At 64.6% G+C, this 14,183-nt stretch carries 12 protein-coding genes; 9 read left to right on the forward strand and 3 right to left on the reverse strand.

All coding sequences use genetic code 11. The features are described 5' to 3' along the window. Nucleotides 1-135: 135 nt before the first annotated feature. A complete protein-coding gene (locus ACFMBG_RS20445) occupies nucleotides 136-909 on the reverse strand; it encodes an inositol monophosphatase family protein (protein WP_421056523.1) in 774 nt (257 codons plus the stop codon). 362 nt (nucleotides 910-1,271) lie between these two features. Beyond that, a complete protein-coding gene (locus ACFMBG_RS20450; RefSeq protein WP_421056524.1) occupies nucleotides 1,272-2,069 on the reverse strand; it encodes a helix-turn-helix transcriptional regulator in 798 nt (265 codons plus the stop codon). 97 nt (nucleotides 2,070-2,166) lie between these two features. Between ACFMBG_RS20450 and speB the strand changes: the two genes are divergently transcribed. Next, nucleotides 2,167-3,138 carry an agmatinase gene (speB, locus tag ACFMBG_RS20455; RefSeq protein ID WP_421056525.1) on the forward strand — a complete coding sequence of 324 codons (972 nt, stop codon included), beginning with the start codon at nucleotides 2,167-2,169 and terminating at the stop codon, nucleotides 3,136-3,138. A gap of 25 nt (nucleotides 3,139-3,163) precedes the next feature. Continuing rightward, nucleotides 3,164-4,249 carry an extracellular solute-binding protein gene (locus tag ACFMBG_RS20460; RefSeq protein ID WP_421056526.1) on the forward strand — a complete coding sequence of 362 codons (1,086 nt, stop codon included), beginning with the start codon at nucleotides 3,164-3,166 and terminating at the stop codon, nucleotides 4,247-4,249. 34 nt (nucleotides 4,250-4,283) lie between these two features. Here the strand turns inward: ACFMBG_RS20460 and ACFMBG_RS20465 are convergent, their stop codons facing one another. Beyond that, entirely contained in the window at nucleotides 4,284-4,925 is a 642-nt protein-coding gene (locus ACFMBG_RS20465) for a TetR family transcriptional regulator C-terminal domain-containing protein (protein WP_421056527.1), read from the reverse strand. A 249-nt stretch (nucleotides 4,926-5,174) separates the two neighbouring features. On the opposite strand from ACFMBG_RS20465, the gene ACFMBG_RS20470 reads away from it, so the two are divergent. The 7 genes from ACFMBG_RS20470 to ACFMBG_RS20500 all read left to right on the forward strand — a co-directional run bounded on the left by ACFMBG_RS20470 (nucleotide 5,175) and on the right by ACFMBG_RS20500 (nucleotide 14,084). Continuing rightward, a complete protein-coding gene (locus tag ACFMBG_RS20470) occupies nucleotides 5,175-6,038 on the forward strand; it encodes an ABC transporter permease (protein ID WP_421056528.1) in 864 nt (287 codons plus the stop codon). Continuing rightward, entirely contained in the window at nucleotides 6,035-6,886 is an 852-nt protein-coding gene (locus tag ACFMBG_RS20475) for an ABC transporter permease (protein WP_421056529.1), read from the forward strand. The genes ACFMBG_RS20470 and ACFMBG_RS20475 overlap by 4 nt, the downstream gene beginning before the upstream one ends. A 14-nt stretch (nucleotides 6,887-6,900) precedes the next feature. Further along, nucleotides 6,901-8,001, forward strand: a complete 1,101-nt coding sequence (locus ACFMBG_RS20480) for an ABC transporter ATP-binding protein (RefSeq protein WP_421056530.1) — start codon at nucleotides 6,901-6,903, stop codon at nucleotides 7,999-8,001. Nucleotides 8,002-8,020: 19 nt separating this feature from the next. Continuing rightward, nucleotides 8,021-9,091: an ABC transporter substrate-binding protein gene (locus ACFMBG_RS20485; RefSeq protein WP_421056531.1), complete on the forward strand. Its 1,071-nt coding sequence runs from the start codon at nucleotides 8,021-8,023 to the stop codon at nucleotides 9,089-9,091. A 74-nt stretch (nucleotides 9,092-9,165) separates the two neighbouring features. After that, nucleotides 9,166-11,241 (forward strand): oxidoreductase, encoded by a 2,076-nt coding sequence (locus ACFMBG_RS20490; RefSeq protein WP_421056532.1) that lies wholly within the window; start codon nucleotides 9,166-9,168, stop codon nucleotides 11,239-11,241. Further along, nucleotides 11,241-12,440: an aromatic ring-hydroxylating oxygenase subunit alpha gene (locus tag ACFMBG_RS20495; RefSeq protein ID WP_421056533.1), complete on the forward strand. Its 1,200-nt coding sequence runs from the start codon at nucleotides 11,241-11,243 to the stop codon at nucleotides 12,438-12,440. The genes ACFMBG_RS20490 and ACFMBG_RS20495 overlap by 1 nt, the downstream gene beginning before the upstream one ends. A 72-nt stretch (nucleotides 12,441-12,512) precedes the next feature. Next, nucleotides 12,513-14,084, forward strand: coding sequence for a trimethylamine methyltransferase family protein (locus tag ACFMBG_RS20500; protein ID WP_421056534.1), 1,572 nt, complete (start codon nucleotides 12,513-12,515; stop codon nucleotides 14,082-14,084). Nucleotides 14,085-14,183 lie beyond the last annotated feature (99 nt).

Below are 14,183 nucleotides of genomic sequence, written 5' to 3' on the forward strand. Positions count from 1 at the left end.
CTGCCGCCCGGTCAGCAGCCGCTGGAACGAGGCCCCGTAGCTGCGCTCGATCCCGGTGCGCACCATCCGCACCGCGTAAAGCAGCAGCATGGTGGCGCCCGCGAGGCTCAGGAGAAAGGTCAGTATCGCCATCCGTTACCCCTTGATTAGCGCCAGCATTTCGCGGTGCAGCTCAGGCGTCGCCGCCGAGATGACCCGGCCGCCTGTCTCCAGCCCCAGCGGCGCGCCGTCCCAATCGGTGATCACCCCGCCTGCGGCCCCGACCACTGCCGAGACCGGCAGAAAATCATAGGGCTGCAGGTCGTAATCGATCACCGCGTCCGCATGGCCCGCGGCCAGCAAGGCGTGCGGATAGCAGTCATAGGCAAAGCGGCGGGTCTGGCCGGCCTGCATCAGCCGCGAAAATAATTGCGGGTGATCGCGGTGGATCTTGTCGCCCTCGTTGACGAAAAGGACTGCCCTGTCCAGCCGGGTCTGGCCAGATGCGCGGATCCGTTCCCCGTTCAGCCAGGCGCCCTTTCCGGGCAGGCCCAGAAAAGTTTCCCCCAACGCGGGCATCCCAATCACCCCGAGCTGCGGTACGCCGCCCTTCAGATAGCCAAGCAGAAAGCCGAACAACGGATGGCCGGACAGAAAGGAGCGGGTGCCGTCAATCGGGTCGATGATCCACAGCTCCTCGCGGTCTTGGCCGTCAAACCCGTGTTCTTCGCCCAAGATGCCTTGATCCGGAAAATGGCGCTGCAGGTAGGCGCGCACTTCTTCCTCGACCGCCTTGTCTGCCTGGGTAACCGGACTTTCATCCGCTTTGAATTCGACGCCGAGGCGGCCGCGGAAATAGCTGCGGGCGGTCTCGGACGCGATTTCAGCGATCCGCAAGGCGTGATCGGCGTAGTCCTGGGTCTTCGGCATCGGTTCAGGCGCCCTCCGTTTGTATTCTGCCCGGACAACCGCGCGGCGGAGGGCTGGCCTGCCTGCGGCTGCAATGGCACCGGGGGCGGTGCCGGTTCCGGAGTTGTTTCCTTGCCGGACCGCGGCAGCCCGGGGCGGGCGCTGCGAATCCGAGCTTACCGGACAAACTTCGCGAAACTGTGGATTTGGTCAACAAAAAAGTTGGCGAATGCCTGAATGCCGGCCAATGGTGCCGCTAACTCGCACAGGTTTTCGTCCGGAGGCTTGGGTTTCTGACCGGTTTCGGCGGGATATTGAGGGAAACTGCAAAAGGGCCGTATGCGGCCCCCCGCAGTGAGGCGCACCAATGCGCGCAGCTGATGCTATCCTGCCGCCAGGTGCCGGGTGGCCATTGAAAACAGTTCAGCCTGCGAGGAGATCCCGAGCTTGGAATAGGCATGGTGCCGGTGCACTTTCACCGTGCCCTCGGCAATGCCTAGGTAGGCGGCGGCCGAGGGCGTCGAGTGGCCTTGCAGGATCAGCTGCACCACCTCCCGCTCGCGGGGGCTGAGGACGCCGGTGCCAAAGGTCTGCATCCGGTCTTCCCAGCCTTCCTGCTGGAACCCTTGCGCCGCGGTGTCCGCCTGCCCCCACTGCCGCTGGATGGCGGCGGAAATCACCTCAAACACCGCGTTCAGCCGCTCCGTGTCCGCGGCCTCGAACCGCTGCTGGCGGGCAAAGCGGGCCAGCGAGACAATGAACCAGCGTTCCGCTCCGTCCTGCACCAGCACGCCGATCTCGTCGCTGATGTTTATCTTGCGGTAGAAGGCGCGGTAATATTCCGAGCGGTAGAAGGCCTCCGGCGCAAGGTCCATCAGCCGGTAGGCACCCGGCGTGCAGCCGTTTCGGCAGGCCTGATACAGCGGATCCAGCAGGTAAGGGCCGCTTGCATAGAACTCCACCGTGATTGCCGCCTGCAGTTCATCCAGGTCCTGATAGAGCGACACCGGCGGCATCGCGCCTTCATAGCGCGAGATGATCATCGAATCGAAACTGCAGCATTGGCCAAGGATCTGCCGCAGCGCGCCGGGAAAACGCTCGGTGCCGGCCGTCTCAGCCAGGGCAGCCATTGCGCTCACCCATGCGGCAGGCAGCGGCGGGAACTTGGTCTCTGTGCTCATCTATACCTAAAGATATATATCCATTGCTCAGTTTACCGGCATAAGCGCGGATTTCAAACTGGGGCCCAAGAAAATTTCCAACGTAACGGAGCTCCAGATGACCGATACCTCCAGCGTGAACCCCGTGCAGGGCGACCTGGCCTTTACCCGCAGCAGCGACCGCGGGGTGATTGCCGAGGCCAGCTATGCCGGCGCGCTCAGCTTCATGCGCCGCCGCTACACCCGCGACCTGAGCGGCGCGGATGTAGCGGTGATGGGTGTGCCCTTCGACCTGTCGGTCTCCAGCCGCTCCGGCACCCGGCTGGGCCCGCGTGCGGTGCGCTCCGGCTCCAGCCATATCGCCTGGTCGAAACCATGGCCCTGGGAAGCCGACCCCTATGAGGCGCTGCGGGTCATCGATTACGGCGATTGCGAGTTCGACTATGGCTACCCGCACCAGGTGCCGGGGCAGATCGCCCAGGCGGCGCGGGATGTGCTGGCCACGGATACCGCGCTGCTGTCGATCGGCGGCGACCACTTCATCACCTATCCGCTGCTGAAGGCGCATGTGGAAAAGCACGGCCCCCTCAGCCTGATCCAGTTCGACGCCCATTCCGACACCTGGGCGGATGAGGAAGGCCGCATCGACCACGGCACCATGCTGTGGCACGCGATCCGCGAGGGGCTGGTGGATCCGGCCCGCTCGGTCCAGGTCGGCATCCGCACCCACAACCCCGATCCGATGGGCATGAACATCATCAACGCTATCGAGGTGCAGAAAACCGGGCCGGAAGCGGTGGCGGAAAAGATCCGCGGCATCGTCGGCGATCACAAGACCTATGTGACCTTCGACATCGACGCGCTGGAGCCCGCCTCCGCCCCCGGCACCGGCACACCGGTGATCGGCGGCCTCAGCCCCTATCAGGCGCAGGAGATCATCCGCGGGCTGGCGGGCACCGATGTGGCCGGCATGGACGTGGTCGAGGTCGCCCCGGCCTATGACATCTCGGAAATCACCGCCATCGCGGCGGCCACCATCGCCAACGATCTGCTCTGCCTCTACGCCGCCGGAGCCTCCGGCCAGCGCTGAGGCAGCGCACAACAGGGAGGAAAACATGGCCAAATCAAAGACCATTCTCGCAACCACGCTGGCGTCCGCCCTGGCGGCGCCGGCAGCCGCCGGGGAGCTCGCCATCTACAACTGGGCGGACTACTTTGGCGAAACCACCATTTCCGGCTATGAGGCCGCCAGCGGAGCCAAGGTGACGCTGGACTATTTCGACAGCAACGAGGTTCTGGAGACCAAGATGCTGGCGGGCGGCTCAGGCTATGACGTGGTCTTCCCCGCCGCCTCTAATGCCGAACGGCAGTTGCAGGCCGGCGCACTGCATCCGATCGACACCTCGCGGCTGGAAAACTACGGCAACCTGCGGCCCGAAATCCTGGCCTCGCTCGACAAGGTCCCGGGCGGGCGCGAACTGGGCGTGCCCTACACCTGGGGCACCATCGGCATCGCCTACAATCCCGCGCTGGTTTCCGAACGGCTGGGCGGCATGCCCGTCGACAGCTGGGACCTGCTGTTCAATCCGGATTACGCCTCCAAGCTCAAGGATTGCGGCATCGGTGTGCTGGATTCACCGGTCGAGATGCTGTCGGTCACTCTGAACTACCTCGGCGCTGATCCCTATTCCGAGGACAAGGCAGAGATCGCCCAGGCGCAGGACCTGCTGGCCGGGGCGGCTCAGAACATCAGCTATTTCAACAACCAGAAGCCCTCCACCGATCTGCCGGCCGGCAATCTCTGCCTGGCGGTGATGTATTCCGGCGACGCGGGCATCGCCCAGGCGCGCGCGATGGAGGCGGATAACGGCGTCGAAATCCTCTACGCGATCCCCAAGGAGGGCACACTGATGTGGATCGACCTGATGGCGATCCCGGAAGACGCCGCCAATGTGGATGAGGCCTATGCCTTCATCGACTACATGCTGCGGCCCGAGGTGATCGCCGAGGTCTCCAACACCGTCTTCTTTGCCAATGCAAATGCGGCGGCCGACGCGCATGTGCTGCCCGAGGTCCTGTCCGATCCGGGGATCTACCCGGACGCGGCCACCCTGGCCCGCCTGTTCCCGGACAAGAGCCTGGGCGCCAAGGCGCTGCGCCAGCGCACCCGCGCCTGGACCAAGGTGAAATCTGGGATCTGAACCAGGCGGGGGCCGCCCGGCGGCCCTCCCCGGCCTAATTCGGGCGCACCGCGCCCTTGAGCGAGAAATGCGCCGGGAACATCGCCGCAAGGAAGCGGAAGATGATCCGCATCGCTTCCTCCCGGTCGAACCGGTCCGGGTGCAGCAGGTAGTCGGTCCACATCCCTTCCAGCAAGGCCAGGGTGCCGTGGGTCGCATCCCGGGCCGCCGCCGAAGCGTCCGGGGTCCCGGCCTCCCGCACGATCCGGGAAAAGGCGTTGTGGATCATGCCCCGCAGCCGCCCGTCGCGGGTGTCCGAATGCTCTGCGATGGCCTTGCGGTTGCGGGATTCGCCGCGGAACGCGTACCAAATATTGACATTGCGCCGGTTCAGCACCCGCTCGCTGAGATCACCGCGCACGATCATCTCGATCCGCTCCTGGGGGCTGTTGCCAGCCGTCTGCAGCAGCGCCTCCAGCCCGTCGTAATACTCCTCCGACGAGTAATGCGCCGCGGCGTGCACCAGGTTATCCTTGCCGCCGAAATGCAGGTGAATCATGCCGCGCGACAGCCCTGCGCGCTGGATGATCTCGCTGACGGAGGTCTCGGAAATCCCCTTCTCCGCCACCGAATCCAGCACCGCTTCGATCAGCGCAAGTCGGTTCTGCTCACGGTTCTGTTCCCTTTTGCCGGTCATCTGACCCCTATTTTCCAAGCACTTGCGCAGATGACCCGCGCTGTTACGCGGCTCCGCCTGCTGCGGCAAGCTGTGGTGATTTGCCCATCTAGCCACATCGGAGGAATTTATCCAAGCAAAATGGACGCTTGTACATTTTTTGGAAAAACCTGTTGACAGAACGCCCCGCCGGGCCGCAGATTTTGATGGACGATTGTCCATTTTTAATGGCAGCGCCGCGCCCGCAGATCAAGCAAGCAATGGAGTCTCATGGCCGGATTTCTCAGAACGGAGGCTGGAAAAGGCCTGGCGCTCAGCGCCCCGGCATCGCTCTATGTGGGGCTCTTGGTGGCGGCCCCTCTGGGCATCCTGGTGGCCTACAGCTTCTGGACCCAGACCTATGTCGAGATCGACAAGACGCTGACCTGGGCCAATTACCTGGAGGCCGCCACCGACCCGCTGGTGCGCCACCTGATGCTGCGTTCCATCGCCATTGCCGGTGCCGTGACTATGGCGACCGTGGCGCTGGCTTACCCGATTGCCTATTTCATCGCCTTCCGCACCCGCAAGAAAACCCTGTGGCTCCTGCTGATCACCATCCCGTTCTGGTCCAGCTACCTGCTGCGGGTGTTCAGCTGGAAACTGATCCTCGGCTTCAACGGGGTGATGAACTCGGCGCTGATCTCCCTTGGGCTGATCGAGGAGCCGCTGACCTTCCTGCTATACAACGAGTTTGCGGTGGTGCTGACCCTGGCCCACGCCTGGGCGCCCTTTGCGATCCTGCCGATCTATGTCTCGCTGCAAAAGATCGACCGCTCTTTGCTGGAGGCGGCTACCGACCTGGGTCTCAATAAGCTGGAACGGTTCATCCGTGTCACCCTGCCCCTTACCGTGCCCGGCATCATCGCCGCCAGCCTGATCATCTTCATCCCCACCGTCGGCGACTACGTCACCCCCTCGCTGGTCGGCGGCTCGCAGGGCAAGATGGTCGCGAACCTCATTCAGGTGCAGTTCGGCCCAGCCAACAACTGGCCTCTGGGCGCGACCCTCTCACTGGTGGCCATGGCCTCGGTCGGTTTTGTCGCCATTCTCTTTGTCATCCTGGCCACCGCCCTGGGGAGGAGGATCCGATGAGCACACCGATAACCGATCCGGTGAACAAGCCCCTCACCTCTTCCCTGAGCAAACCGCTGCGCAAGCCATTCCGCTTCCCCTGGCTTCTGGCCTATGCGGTCGGCTACCTGATTTTCCTGTACCTCCCGGTGCTGCTGCTGCCGCTGTTCTCCTTCAACGATGGCACCATCGTCGCTTTCCCGATGAAGGGGTTTACCCTCAAGTGGTACGCCCAGCTGGGTGAACAGGACACTCTGCTGCAGGCGATGGTGAACTCGCTGATCGTCGGCGCTGTCACTGCACTGGTCGCCACCTCGCTGGGGCTGTTCGCCGCCCGCGCCTATGTGCGCTACCGCTTCAAGGGGCGCGAGCTGTCGGAAGGGCTGGTGATGCTGCCGCTGGTCATTCCCGGCATCATTGTGGCCTCTTCGATGCTGGTGCTGTTCATCTCGCTGGGGCTGAAGCCGTCGCTCACCACCGTGATCCTGGGCCATGTCTTTGTCGCGCTGCCCTTTGCGGTCTCGATCATGAAATCCGCCTTCGACGACTTTGATCAGTCGCTGGAGGAAGCCGCCTTCGATCTTGGCGAAAGCGTCATCGGCACCTTCCGCCGGGTGACCCTGCCGATCGTGGCGCCGGGGATCGTCGCCAGCCTGCTGGTCACCTTCACCGTTTCGTTCGACGAGTTTGTGCTGGCCTTCTTCCTGTCCGGCAACCAGCCCACCCTGCCGGTCTACATCTGGAGCCAGATCCGCTTCCCGGCAAAGCTGCCGAACACCCTGGCGCTTGGCTCGCTGCTGCTGCTCGCCTCGGTGCTGCTGCTGCTGACCGCCGAATACTTCCGCAGCCGCTCCACCAAGTCCGCCTGATGAAGGATACGCAGATGACCACTCAGAACATCATCGAAATCTCCGGGGTGGAAAAGCGCTTTGGCACCTTTGTGGCGGTGCGCGACCTGAACCTGGAGCTGAAGGAGGGCGAGTTCTTCTCGCTGCTCGGCCCCTCCGGCTGCGGCAAGACCACGGCGCTGCGGATGATTGCGGGCTTCCAGGACCACGACGCGGGAACCATCCGCATCGCGGGGCAGGAGATGGCGCATATCCCGGCCAACAAGCGCCCCACCAACATGGTGTTCCAGTCCTATGCGATCTTTCCGCATCTGAACGTCGGCGACAACGTCGCCTTTGGCCTGCGCAAGCTGAATCTCGGCAAGGCGGAGGTAAAGGACCGCGTCGCCGAAGCGCTGGAAATGGTCGAACTGGGCGGCCTGCAGTCGCGCAAGGCGGATGAGCTGTCGGGCGGCCAGCGTCAGCGGGTGGCCTTGGCCCGCGCCCTGGTAATGCGGCCCAAGGTTCTGCTGCTGGATGAGCCTTTGTCGGCGCTCGACAAGAACCTGCGCGAGGCGATGCAGCTGGAAATGCGCCGCCTGCAGCAGAAGCTGGGGATCACCTTCGTGATGGTGACCCACGACCAGTATGAGGCGATGACCATGTCCGACCGCATCGGCGTGATGTTTGCCGGCAAGCTGGAGCAGGTCGACCGCCCCGAGGTGATCTATGCCCGCCCCTGCAACCGCCGGGTCGCGTCCTTCATCGGCGGCATGAACTTCCTGGATGCGCGGGTGACCGCGGACAATGGCAAATCGGTGAATGTCGACCTGCAGGGCTTTGGCCCGCTCACCATCGACGTGAACCCCAATGTGCTGGCCCGCAGCCCCGACCTGCTGGCAGGCATCCGCCCCGAACAGCTGGAAATCAGCGCCACCCAGCCGCCCGGCTATGACGCCTGCCTGCAGGGCAGTGTCAGCGACATCGCCTTCTACGGCGAGAGCGTCCACTACTACGTGCGCGCCGATGGGGTGGAGGAGCCGATCTCCGTCGCCGTTCCCAACTACTTCCACACGGTGGATCACAAGCGCGGCGACCGCGTCTGGCTGGGGGTGCAGAACGCCTCGGTCATCGACCTCGGCGCGCGGGAAGCATGAGAATAAAGGGAGGAAGACAATGAAACATCTTACTTTGGGACTGACGGGGGCATTGGCCGCCGCCACCGCTTTGACCGTCCCGGCCGGCATTGCCCAGGCCGGGGCCGACAGCCTGTCGGTCTTCGACTGGTCCGGCTATGAGGACCAGGGGTTTTACGGCGACTACGTCGAGAAATACGGCGGCGCGCCCAGCTACACCTACTTCGGCAGCGTCGAGGAGGCCTTCACCAAGCTGCAGTCGGGTTTTGCCGCCGACATCGCCCACCCTTGCACCGACGCGCTGCGCAAATGGGTGGCTGCGGATCTGATCAAGCCGATCGACACCTCCAAGATCGACAACTGGGATAAGCTCCTGCCGCAGATCAAGGATGTCGACGGCGTCACCATCGACGGCCAGACCTATATGGTGCCGTTTGAGTGGGGCAACACCGGGCTGATCTACCGCACCGACCAGATCGACGAGAGCGCGGTCTCGCTGCAGCTGCTGGCCGACCCCGCCTATCAGGGCAAGATCGCCATTCCGGACGCGGCCTCCTCGGCCTATGCGATGGCGGCGCTGGCAACCGGCGCCTCCAGCTATACCGATATGAGCGAGGAGGAATTCCAGAAGGCCTCCGATTTCCTGCGCCAGATCCACCCGAACGTGCGATTCTACTGGTCCGACGCGGGCCAGCTGGACCAAGCCATCGCCAGCGGCGAGGTGCTGATGGGCTGGGGCTGGAACCAGTCGGAGCTGAACCTGATCTGGAACGAAACTCCCGCCAAGATGATGCGCGACGTGGACAAGGGCATCGCCACCTGGGTCTGCGGCTATGTGCATCTGAACTCATCGACCCAGAGCGATGAGCAGGTCTATGACATGCTGAACGCGCTGAGCGCCGAAGGAAGCGGGAAATACATCATCGAGAACTGGGGCTATGCCCATTCCAACGCAGATGCCTTCCAGTCCGCCGACCAGGAGCTCATCAAGACCTATGGCTTCGCCGATGTGAACAGCTTCTTCGAAGGCAGCCTGTTCTTCGACGCGGTCAAACCTGAGCTTGAAGGCCGGATGCTGAAGGAATTCGAGCGCATCAAGGCAGGCTTCTGATCCCGACGCGGCGGGCCCCGCGGCCCGCCGTACCGCCCCTTACCGACAATCTGTGAACAAAAGGATGTGCCAACATGCCAGGCGCAAATGGGTATTCCATTCTGTTTGAACCGGTGAAGATCGGTCCCGTCACTGCGCGCAACCGGTTTTACCAGGTGCCCCATTGCAACGGCATGGGCCACGTGCGCCCGCAGGCCGAAGCGGCAATGCGCGGCATGAAGGCCGAGGGCGGCTGGGCCGTGGTCTCCACCCAGGAGACCGAGATCCACCCGACTTCCGACCTGGGGCCGTATGCGGAAAACCGGCTGTGGGACGCACACGACATTCCCGCGCTGCGGCTGATGACGGAAAAGGTGCACCAGCACGGCGCGCTGGCCGCGGTCCAATTGGCCCATAACGGCCACCACGCCACCAACCATTTGACCCGCGCGCCGGTGCTGGGACCCAGCGAAGGGCCAATCGACACGGTTTTTCCGAAACAGGCCCGCGCCATGGACAAGGAGGACATCCGCAACCTGCGACGCTGGCACCGCGCCGCCGCCCGGCGCGCGCGCGACGCAGGCTTCGACATCGTCTATGTCTATGCCGGCCACCAGATGACCCTGGCGCATCACTTCCTGCTGCCCCGGTACAACAGCCGCAGCGATGAATATGGCGGCTCTTTGGAAAACCGTGTCCGCCTGACCCGCGAACTCCTGGAAGACACCCGCGAGGTGCTCGACGGCCACTGCGCCGTGGCCTTCCGCTTTGCCGTCGATCAGATGATGGGCGCGGACGGGATGCAAGCCAGCGAAGAAGGCCGCGCCGTGGTTGAGATGCTTGCGGATCTGCCGGACCTCTGGGACGTGAATGTCGCCGACTGGAGCAACGACAGCCAGACCACCCGTTTCCAGCCGCAGGACGGCTTTCAGATTCCTTACATCGACTTCGTCAAGCAGGTGACGTCGAAACCTGTTGTCGGGGTCGGCCGCTTCACCTCGCCGGACCTGATGACCTCGCTGGTCAGCAAGGGCGTGCTGGACCTGATCGGCGCCGCCCGCCCGTCCATCGCCGACCCCTTCCTGCCGAACAAGATCAGGGATGGCCGCGTCGAGGAGATCCGCGAATGCATCGGCTGCAATATCTGTGTGTCAGCTGACAATCTGGGCGTGCCGATCCGCTGCACCCAGAACCCCACCATGGGCGAGGAATGGCGCCGCGGCTGGCACCCCGAGAAGATCGCGCCCAAGGGCAAGGAAACCTCAGCCTTGGTCGTGGGCTCCGGCCCGGCGGGCCTGGAATGCGCGCTGCAATTGTCGAACCGCGGCTATGACGTGACCCTGGCCGAGGCCGCGCCCGAGTTCGGCGGCCGCGCCCTGCGCGAATCCCGCCTGTCGGGACTGTCGGCCTGGAAACGGGTGGCCGACAACCGGCTCTGGCAGCTGCAGCAGCGCGCCAATGTGCAGATGTTCACCGGCAGCCCGATGAGCGCCGCCGAGGTCGCCGAGCTGGAGACCCCCAATGTCTTCATCGCCACCGGCAGCCGCTGGCTGCGCGACGGCAGCGGCCGCTCCAGCCACGCACCGCTGCCGCTTGAGGGCCTGCCGGTCTTCACTCCCGACGACATCATGGCGGGCGAATTGCCCCCTGCGGAGGGCCCGGTGCTGATCTATGACGACGACCAGGCCTACATCGGCGGTGTAGTGGCGCACCACCTGGCCGCGGCCGGCCGCCAGGTCATCCTGGCCACCCCCGGCGCCGTGGTCTCAGCCTTTACCGAACTGACGCTGGAGCAGGCACGGGTGCAGACCAGCCTGATCGAGGCCGGGGTGGAGATCATCCCGCTGCATCAGCTGCAATCGGCCGATGCGGGTGGCGCCACCCTGGGCTGCGCCTACACCGGCCGCCCGCGGACCGTGCCCTGCGCCAGCCTGCTGATGGTGACCGCCCGCCGGCGCGACGCGGCCCTGTATGACGAATTGACGGCAAACCACGCGCACCGCTTCACCACGCTGGAGCTGATCGGCGATGCCGCGGCCCCGGGGCTGATTGCCGATGCGGTCTATGCCGGCCACATGGCCGCGCGTAATTTCGAACGCGACCCGGCGGCGGCGGACGCGGACTGGTTCCGCCGCGAATTGATCTCTCTGAACGATATGGGAGGCAGCTGATGCCCAAAGATGACCTGCAAGTGATGCGCGAGCTGATGGAAAGCCACCAGGAAGGCTTTGCGCTCGAACGCCATTTCTACACCTCCCAGGCGGTCTATGAACACGACATCCAACGGGTCTGGAACCGCAACTGGATCTGGGTCGGCCACGTCAGCCAGATCGCCGAGCCCGGCAACTACTTCCTGTTCGACTACGGCCCGGAATCTGTGATCGTGGTGCGCGACCGCGAAGGAGAGGTGCGCGCCCACATGAACGTCTGCCGCCACCGCGGCTCCCGCGTGTGCCTGGAAAAGCAGGGCACCGCGCGGGTGTTCTCCTGCCCCTATCACGCCTGGACCTTCGGGCTGGACGGGCGGCTGCGCGGCGGCCGCGCCATGGGGCCGGATTTCGACCCCTCCGAATACGGGCTGTTCCCGGTGCAGGTGCAGATCTTCCAGGGGCTGATCTTCATCTGCGCCGATGAGAACCCGCCGCCGCTGCAGGAAAGCCTCGCCCGGCTGGCGCCGCTGTCGGCGCCAATGCAGCTGGAGAACCTGAAACTCGCGCATGAGGCCTCCTATCCGGTGCCCGCCAACTGGAAACTGGCGCTGGAGAACTACCTGGAGTGCTACCATTGCGCCCCCTCGCATCAGGACTATTCCCGCAGCCACTCGCTCAAAGATCCCGCCGATGTGGAGAAATACGGCGCAGCCCTGCGCGACCGCTCCGCCTCCGCCGGCCTGCCAACCGATGAGCTGGATCTGACCGGCCCCAATGCGCTGGCATTGGGCGCGGATGTCTACTGGCGGCGCTACCCGCTGTTCCCCGGCTACCAGACCGGCAGCCAGGACGGCGAACCGCTGGCCCCGCCGCTGGGGCAGCTGACGGGCCATGACGGCGGCGCCACTGATCTGGCCATCGGCACGCTGAACTATTTCCTGATCTACGCCGACCATCTGGTGGGATACCGTTTCATCCCCCGCTCCCTGCAGGAAACCGACATTCAGATCGCCTGGTATGTGCGCGGCGACGCCGAGGAGGGGCGCGATTACAGCAAGGAGGCGCTGACCTGGCTGTGGCATGTCACGTCACTCGATGACGAACGCATCATCCGCCACAATCAGGAAGGGGTGAACTCGCATCGTTTCGTCCCCGGCCCGCTGTCGGAGATGGAATGGAGCCTGCCCGGCTTCTACCGCAGCTATTTCAGCATGATCTGAACGCCTTGAACCCTAATTTTGACAGCAGGCCGCGCCTCCGCGGCCTGCCCTGACCTTTCCGGAGACCGCTATATGGTTGACGTCACCAAGACCCGAACCCGGCGCCGCAGCGGCGGCCGCGAGGCGCGCGCCGCCGCCCGCACCCAGGCCGCGCCCTCGCAAGCCATCCGCGCAGGCATCCCCGGCGGCCGCTACAGGCCGCTGTCGGATGCGGATATGCAGAAGATCCACCAGGCAGCGCTGACCATCCTGGCGCAGACGGGCATTGGCGACCCGACCCAGGAGCTGCTCGATCTGGTTCTGCCCAAAGGCGCCGAGCTCAACGCCCATGGCCGCCTCTGCTTCCCCCGCGCGCTGATGGAGGATCTGCTGACCGGGGCGGCCAGCGAATTCTACGTCCACGCCCGCGGCAGCCGCGCGGGCAAGGACGACATGCACTGCACCAAGGAGAAGGTCTATTACGCCAACTCCGGCACCGCGGTCACGACCTTTGACGCCGCCACCCGCAGCTACCGTCCCTCGGTGCTCAAGGACATCTACGATTTCACCCGGCTGGTGGACCGGCTCGACAACCTCCACATGACCGGCGACACGGTGCTGGCCACCGACGTGCCGCAGGATTTCGAGCATGACATGTCGATGCTGTACGCGATCCTGGCCGGCAGCGAGAAACCCTCCTGTCTCACCTTCCGCGACCGCTCCCACATCAAGCCGGCGATCGAGCTGTTCGACATGGCCTCCGGCGGCGAGGGTAAGTTCCTGCAAAAACCCTCGGTGATCTTCGGCGGCTGCCCGATTGTCTCGCCGCTGCGGCTGGGGCGCGAGAACCTGGAGATCATGATCGATACCGCCAAGCTGGGCCTCACCTGCGACCTGGCGGTGCCGCCGCAGGCGGGCGCAACCTCCCCGGCCCCGCTGGCCGGCACCCTGGCGCAGGCGGTGGCCGAAACCCTCGCCTGCGTGGCCATCGTGAACCTGATCAACCCCGGCACGCCGGTTGTGTTCGCCGCCTGGCCGTTCATCACCGACCTGCGCACCGGGTCGTTCACCGGCGGCTCGGGCGAGCAGGCGCTGATCTCCGCTGCCGCCATCCAGATGGGCAACTTCTACAATCTGCCCACCTCGGTCGGCTGCGGCATGACCGACTCCAAGATCCCCGACGCCCAATACGGCCTGGAAAAGGCCCTGACCTTCTCGCTGGCCGCCCACGCTGGCGCCAACCGCCTGTGCGAATTCGGCGGCATGGTCGGCTCGCTGATGGGCTGCTCCTTCGAGTCGATGGTGATCGACAACGAGGCCGCCGGCATGATCTCCCGCACCCTGCGCGGGATCGAGGTCAGCGATGACACCCTCTCGGTCGATGTGATCCACGACTGCGCCATCAGCCCAGGCCATTTCCTGGGCAACAACCAGACGCTTGAATACATGGAGACGGAATACGTCTACCCCGAGCTGATGGACCGCGAACTGTCCGACACCTGGGAGAAGGCGGGCAAGCAAACCCTGTTCGACCGCGCCCATGAGGTCTCGGAGCGCATCCTGGCGGAGCATTACCCGAACTACTTCGGCAGCAAGCTGGACGAGGAAATCCGCGCCAAGTTTCCGATAAAGCTGCCCCAAGGCGCAATGCGCCCCGGCGGCTAAGGCCGGGGCAGCACCGTTTTCCCGATGGCTGGCAGGTCACCGCCTGCCAGCAACAGTCCGGTCAAGGATCAGGGCGCCGATCAGCGATTCGCAGACAAA

Source organism: Leisingera coralii (assembly GCF_049056525.1).
Lineage (GTDB): Bacteria > Pseudomonadota > Alphaproteobacteria > Rhodobacterales > Rhodobacteraceae > Leisingera > Leisingera coralii.